This window comes from Streptomyces sioyaensis (assembly GCF_004122735.1).
Lineage (GTDB): Bacteria > Actinomycetota > Actinomycetes > Streptomycetales > Streptomycetaceae > Streptomyces > Streptomyces sioyaensis.
This window is the reverse complement of the sequence record NZ_SDIF01000087.1, coordinates 22,468-28,467: the sequence shown is the minus strand read 5'-3', so window position 1 is coordinate 28,467 and position 6,000 is coordinate 22,468. Positions and strand designations below refer to the sequence as shown.

The window sequence follows — 6,000 nt, the reverse complement described above, 5'->3', positions numbered from 1 at the left end:
CCGCGGGCCCGCCCCCGCCGGCCGCCGCACCGCCCGGCGACCCCGGAGCGGCCCCGGCCGCGGGCCACGCCGCCGCGCCGCACGGCGCCTGGCACCAGTACGACCCCTGGAGCGCGCCGCTGCAGGGCGCACCCGTCGCCCCGCCGCGCGCCCGCCGCCGGGGGCCGGTGATCGCCGCCGCGGTGGCGCTCGCGCTGCTGGCGGGCGGCGTCGGCGGCGGCGTCGGCGCCTACGTCGAGCGCTACGGCGGGTTCAACGACATCCAACTGCCGCAGGCCGGCGGGGACGAGGGCGGCCGCAAGCCCGACAGCGTCGCCGGGATCGCGCAGGCCGCGCTGCCCGGCGTGGTCACGATCCATGTCCGGGGCAGCGCCGAACAGGGCACCGGCACCGGCTTCGTCCTCGACCACCAGGGGCACATCCTCACCAACAACCACGTCGTCGAACCGGCCGCCACCGGCGGCGAGATCTCGGTGACCTTCAGCGGCGGCCAGACGGCCAAGGCCAGGGTCGTCGGCCAGGACGGCGGCTACGACCTCGCCGTCGTCCAGGTGGAGGGCGTCACGGGGCTGCGGCCGCTGCCCCTCGGCAACTCCGACGCGGTGCGGGTCGGCGACCCCGTGGTGGCGATCGGCGCACCGTTCGACCTCGCCAACACCGTCACCTCCGGGATCATCAGCGCCAAGCAGCGCCCGATCACCGCGGGCGGCCAGAAGGGCGACGGCAGCGATGTGTCCTACGTGGACGCGCTGCAGACCGACGCCCCCATCAACCCGGGCAACTCCGGCGGCCCGCTGGTCGACACCAGGGCGCGGGTGATCGGCATCAACAGCGCCATCCGCGCGGCCGACAGCGGCGGCGGCCTGGAAGGCGGCGGCCAGGGCGGCAGCATAGGGCTGGGCTTCGCCATACCGATCAACCAGGCCAGGCGGGTGGCCGAGGAGCTGATCAACACCGGCAAGGCGACCCACCCGGTGATCGGCGTGACGCTGGAGATGGAGTACGCCGGTGACGGGGCGCGGGTCGGCGAGCACAGCAAGGACGGCAAGCAGCCGGTCGCCCCGGGCGGCCCCGCCGCCAAGGCCGGGATCAAGGCCGGCGATGTGATCACCGAGGTGGACGGCACCCCGGTGCACAGCGGCCAGGAGCTGATCGTCAAGGTCCGCAGCCACCGGCCGGGCGACACCCTGGCGCTGACCCTCCAAAGGGGCGGCAAGGAGCGGTCCGTTCGGCTCAGTCTGGGTTCTTCCAGCACCGGGTGATCGTTTGCATGGTGTTGGTACGGGCGACTCCCGTCTGACGTACGGGGCCAGGTACGGTGAGAGGCGGCCTGGCCCAAAGGCATACGAAGGCCGCGGATACCCAAGGGAGCTGCACGGTGTTCTTCGACATAGGACCCCTCGAGCTGGTCGCGCTCGTGATCCTTGCCGTGCTCATCTTCGGTCCGGACAAGCTCCCCAAGGTCATCCAGGATGTCATGACCTTCATCCGCAAGGTGCGGGCGTTCTCCGACAGCGCCAAGGAGGACATCCGCAGCGAGCTGGGGCCGGAGTTCAAGGACTTCGAGTTCGAGGACCTCAAGCCCAAGAACTTCGTGCGCAAGCACGTCCTGGAGAAGGACGAGTACGGCCTCAAGGACCTTCAGGAGATCCGTAACGGCTTCGACCTGAAGAAGGAGATGGCAGAGGTCACCGACGCCGTCAACGGCCATGACGGCGCGTCGTCCGCCACGCCCTCGAACGGCTCAGGTCCCAGCCTGTCCAAGGGGTCCCCGGCCGCCTCCGCCGGCACCCCTGACCTGCGAAAGAAGCCTCAGGGTGCGGAGCCGGGCGAGCGTCCGCCGTTCGACGCGGACGCCACCTGACCACATGATATGACCGGCTGTGTTGACGCCTATGGCTATGCTCCGGTTGTCCGGGGTTCGGTCGCCTGAGGGGGGCGGGCCGCCCACGACGCAGGGCAACTAGGAGGCTTCGCGCAGATGGAGACGACGAGTCCGTCAGCGACACACGAGGCGGCCGCCGAAGCCGGCCGGAAGGTCGACGGCTATCTGCTGGCCGCATTCCCGTGGTACGGCCTCGACGAGGCGTTCACCGGTCCGCGCTGGCTGATGCGGGTCGGGGCGGCCGCCGACGGCACCGTCGAGCACGGCGCCACGGGGCACGGCGAAGAGCCGACCATCAAGGTGGAGCCGCCGCAGGACGAGCGGTTCGCCGTGGTGGTGACGGTCGCCAGCCGCCCCGTACGGCGCAGCGGCGACGGCACCGGCGTACTGGAGGCGACCTCGGTCTCGACGGCCGCCTGGCTCGCGGGGTCCGGGCTGCTCGCGCAGACCTGGCCGACCCAGATGGACCGGACGCTGCGCCAGGACTGGCTGGACCAGCAGACGATGCTCGCCTGGGAGCTGGCCGACGACCTCGGCGGCGGGGGCTGGAGCGAGCTGATGCTGCCGGTGGACGGCGTGCCCACGTCGTTCGCCTATCGCGAGTCCGAGTACGGCTGGGTGCTGGCCGGTTCGGCGAACGAGGGCCCCGAGGGGGTGCACATCGGCGCCTACGGGCGCGGGATGAGCGCCTACGGGCTGGGCTTCTCGGTGATCAAGGACCTCACCGCGTACGCGGGCTGAACGGCACGGCACGAAGGGGCGGACCCGTACGGGCCCGCCCCTTCGTCGTGCGCGGGAGCCGGCGCGGGCGGTGGCCCGTCCCGCGGCGGCCCGCGGCCGTCAGAACTTGTTGCGCGGGGTGATCCCCAGCGACATGCCGGACAGGCCCCGCTGCCGGCCGCCCAGCTTGCCGGCGATCGACCGGATCGCCGCGCCGGCGGGGGAGTCGGGGTCGGTCAGCACGACCGGCTTGCCCTCGTCGCCGCCCTCGCGCAGCCGGACATCGATCGGGATGGCGCCGAGCACCGGCACCTGCGCGCCGGTCGTCCTCGTCAGGCCCTCGGCGACCCGCTCGCCGCCGCCGGTACCGAAGACGTCGACCATCTCGTCGCAGTGCGGGCAGGGCAGCCCGGACATGTTCTCCACGACACCGACGATCTTCTGGTGGGTCTGCACGGCGATCGAACCGGCCCGCTCGGCGACCTCGGCGGCGGCCTGCTGCGGGGTGGTGACCACCAGGATCTCGGCGTTCGGCACCAGCTGCGCCACCGAAATGGCGATGTCGCCGGTGCCCGGGGGCAGGTCCAGGAGGAGGACGTCCAGGTCGCCCCAGTAGACGTCGGCGAGGAACTGCTGGAGGGCGCGGTGCAGCATCGGGCCGCGCCAGACGACCGGGGCGTTGCCCGGGGTGAACATGCCGATCGAGATGACCTTCACGCCGTTCGCCGACGGCGGCATGATCATGTTCTCGACCTGGGTGGGCTTGCCGTCGGCGCCCAGCATCCGGGGCACGGAGTGGCCGTAGATGTCGGCGTCCACGACACCGACCTTCAGCCCGTCGGCCGCCATCGCCGCGGCGAGGTTGACCGTCACCGACGACTTGCCGACGCCGCCCTTGCCGGAGGCGACGGCGTACACCCGGGTCAGCGAACCGGGCTGGGCGAACGGCACCTCGCGCTCGGCGGTGCCGCCGCGCAGCGACGACGCCAGCTCCTTGCGCTGCTCGTCGCTCATCACGTCCAGCTCGACGGCGACGGAGGTGACGCCCTCGACCTGCTCGACGGCCTCCCGCACCGTCCTGGTGATCGTCTCGCGCATCGGGCAGCCGGAGACGGTGAGGTAGACCACGACCGCCACCGCGCCGTCGGCCGCGATGTCCACCGATTTGACCATCCCCAGCTCGGTGATGGGGCGGTGGATCTCGGGGTCGTTCACCGTCGCGAGCGCTTCGCGGATCGCGTCCTCGCTCGGAGCGGCGCCTGAGGGGGTGTCGGTAGCCATGCCCCGATGGTACGGCTCATGAGGGGGCCTCCGGTAAGCCCGTCAGCGGTCGCGTTCATCACTCCGTGCGGCGGCCGGCCGCGCCTGTTCCAGATCCCGTTGCAGGTCCTGGAGCTCGGAGCGGAGCCAGTCGCGGGTGGCGACCTCGCCCAGGCCGAGCCGCAGCGCCGCGATCTCCCGCGTCAGGTACTCGGTGTCGGCGATGGAGCGCTCGTTCTGCTTGCGGTCCTGCTCATGGGTGACCCGGTCGCGGTCGCCCTGGCGGTTCTGGGCCAGCAGGATCAGCGGCGCCGCGTACGACGCCTGCAGCGACAGCGCCAGGGTCAGGAAGATGAACGGGTACCGGTCGAACCGCAGCGGGCCGGGTGCGGTGGTGTTCCAGATGACCCACAGGATGATGGTGACGGTCATCCAGACGATGAAGCGGCCGGTCCCCAGGAAGCGGGCGATCTTCTCCGAGAGCCGCCCGAACGCCTCCGGGTCGTACTCCGGCAGGAAGGTACGGCGCGGGGCGCGCGGCTGGTCGATACGCGCCCGGGGGCGGTCGGTGGCGCCCCGGCGCAGCGCCGAGGCGCCGTTCGCGCGCGTCCGTTCCCTGCCGCCGTCCCGCTCCTCAGCGCCCATCCGCGGCCTTCCCCGGGCTCCCGCCGCCGGTCAGACCCGCCGCCGCGGAGCCGTGCAGCCCGTCCTCGCGCCAGTCGTCCGGCAGCAGATGGTCCAGCACGTCGTCCACGGTGACCGCGCCCAGGAGGGCCCCGCTCTCGTCCACGACCGGTGCCGCGACCATGTTGTACGCGGCCAGATAGCTGGTCACCTCCGGCAGCGGGGTGTCCGGCGGCAGGGCCGGCAGATCGGTGTCGGCGATCGAGCTGACGAGGGTGAACGGCGGGTCGCGCAGCAGCCGTTGGAAGTGCACCAGACCCAGGTACTTGCCGGTGGGGGTCTCGTCGGGCGGCCGGCAGACGTAGACCTGGGCGGCCAGCGCGGGGGACAGGTCCGGATCCCGCACCCGGGCCAGCGCGTCCGCGACGGTCGCGTCCGGGCGCAGCACGATCGGGTCGGTGGTCATCAGCCCGCCCGCGGTCCGCTCCTCGTACGCCATCAGCCGCCGCACGTCCGCGGCCTCCTCCGGCCGCATCAGCGCCAGCAGCCGTTCCTTCTCCTCCTCCGGCAGTTCGGAGAGCAGATCGGCGGCGTCGTCGGGGTCCATCGCCTCCAGGACGTCGGCGGCCCGCTCGTCCTTCAGCTTGCCGAGGATCTCGACCTGGTCGTCCTCGGGCAGCTCCTCCAGGACGTCGGCGAGCCGGTCGTCGTCGAGCGCGGCGGCGACCTCGGCCCGCCGCTTGGGGGAGAGGTGGTGCAGGACGCCCGCGAGGTCGGCCGGGTGCAGCTGTTCGAAGGTGGCCAGCAGGCTCTCCGCGCCCTGGCCGTGCTCCTCCAGCGAGAAGCCGGTCACCGCCGACCACTCCACGGTCAGCGCCTCGCCCTTGCGGCGCAGCCCCCGGCCCTTGCCCTTGCGGACGAAGACCTTCTCGATCTCCCAGTCGCGCCGTGCGGGCAGCTGGGTGATGCCGATGTCCAGGACGGTGACCTCCTCGCCGGTCTCCACCAGCCGCACCCGCCGGTCGAGCAGCTCGCCGAGCACCAGCGTCTCGGACGCCCGCTGCTCGAAGCGCCGCATGTTGACCACACCGGTGATGACGATCTGGCCGGAGTCCACACCGGTCACCCGGGTCATGGGGACGAAGATCCGGCGCCGGCTGATCACCTCGACGACCACCCCGAGGAGCCGCGGCGGACGGTCGCCGACCCGGAGCAGCGCGACGAGGTCCCGCAGCCGGCCGACCGGGTCGCCGTTGGGGTCGAAGACGGCGCTGCCGGCCAGATGGGAGACGAAGACCCGGGGAGTCACGACTGCCATGCCGAGCGCCGCCCTTTCTCCCATGAGGTCCGGAATACGGCATCAATCCGGGTTCAGGCTAACGCGCCCTCGTCGGCGCCGCCCCGGTGGAAGCGCCGGAGGGTGACCGCCGCGCACCCCGCCGACGACCGTGCGTGTCCCAGGTACGCTGCCGTACTGCTGTCGAGATCACCCGCATCAGGAGGCAGAGCCG

The 6,000-nt window shown here is 72.4% G+C and carries 6 protein-coding genes; 3 read left to right on the top strand and 3 right to left on the bottom strand.

Annotation, left to right across the window (positions count from 1 at the left end):
* From EST54_RS24700 to EST54_RS24690, 3 genes are all read left to right on the top strand, one after another.
* The coding region (locus EST54_RS24700; protein ID WP_129249918.1) for a S1C family serine protease at nt 1–1,262 on the top strand (1,262 nt) is incomplete at its 5' end.
* 116 nt (nt 1,263–1,378) lie between these two features.
* Nucleotides 1,379–1,864, top strand: a complete 486-nt coding sequence (locus EST54_RS24695; protein WP_129249917.1) for a sec-independent translocase — start codon at nt 1,379–1,381, stop codon at nt 1,862–1,864.
* A gap of 117 nt (nt 1,865–1,981) precedes the next feature.
* On the top strand, nt 1,982–2,626 hold the full coding sequence (locus EST54_RS24690) for a hypothetical protein (protein WP_129249916.1): 645 nt from the start codon (nt 1,982–1,984) through the stop codon (nt 2,624–2,626).
* A gap of 99 nt (nt 2,627–2,725) precedes the next feature.
* Here the strand turns inward: EST54_RS24690 and EST54_RS24685 are convergent, their stop codons facing one another.
* From EST54_RS24685 to EST54_RS24675, 3 genes are read right to left on the bottom strand one after another with little or no spacing between them, the layout of a single operon-like run.
* Complete coding sequence (locus EST54_RS24685; RefSeq protein WP_129249915.1) at nt 2,726–3,886, bottom strand: Mrp/NBP35 family ATP-binding protein; 1,161 nt, start codon at nt 3,884–3,886, stop codon at nt 2,726–2,728.
* Between the two features lie 42 nt (nt 3,887–3,928).
* Nucleotides 3,929–4,510 (bottom strand): DUF1003 domain-containing protein, encoded by a 582-nt coding sequence (locus EST54_RS24680; RefSeq protein ID WP_129249914.1) that lies wholly within the window; start codon nt 4,508–4,510, stop codon nt 3,929–3,931.
* Nucleotides 4,500–5,807, bottom strand: coding sequence for a magnesium transporter MgtE N-terminal domain-containing protein (locus EST54_RS24675; RefSeq protein ID WP_129249913.1), 1,308 nt, complete (start codon nt 5,805–5,807; stop codon nt 4,500–4,502). Before EST54_RS24675 ends, EST54_RS24680 begins: the two co-directional genes overlap by 11 nt.
* Between the last annotated feature and the right edge of the window lie 193 nt (nt 5,808–6,000).

Coding starts and splice junctions, on each gene's coding strand:
- EST54_RS24690 (WP_129249916.1), top strand. CDS start 1,982: ATGGAGACGACGAGTCCGTCAGCGACACACGAGGCGGCCGCCGAAGCC.
- EST54_RS24685 (WP_129249915.1), bottom strand. CDS start 3,886: ATGGCTACCGACACCCCCTCAGGCGCCGCTCCGAGCGAGGACGCGATC.
- EST54_RS24680 (WP_129249914.1), bottom strand. CDS start 4,510: ATGGGCGCTGAGGAGCGGGACGGCGGCAGGGAACGGACGCGCGCGAAC.
- EST54_RS24675 (WP_129249913.1), bottom strand. CDS start 5,807: ATGGCAGTCGTGACTCCCCGGGTCTTCGTCTCCCATCTGGCCGGCAGC.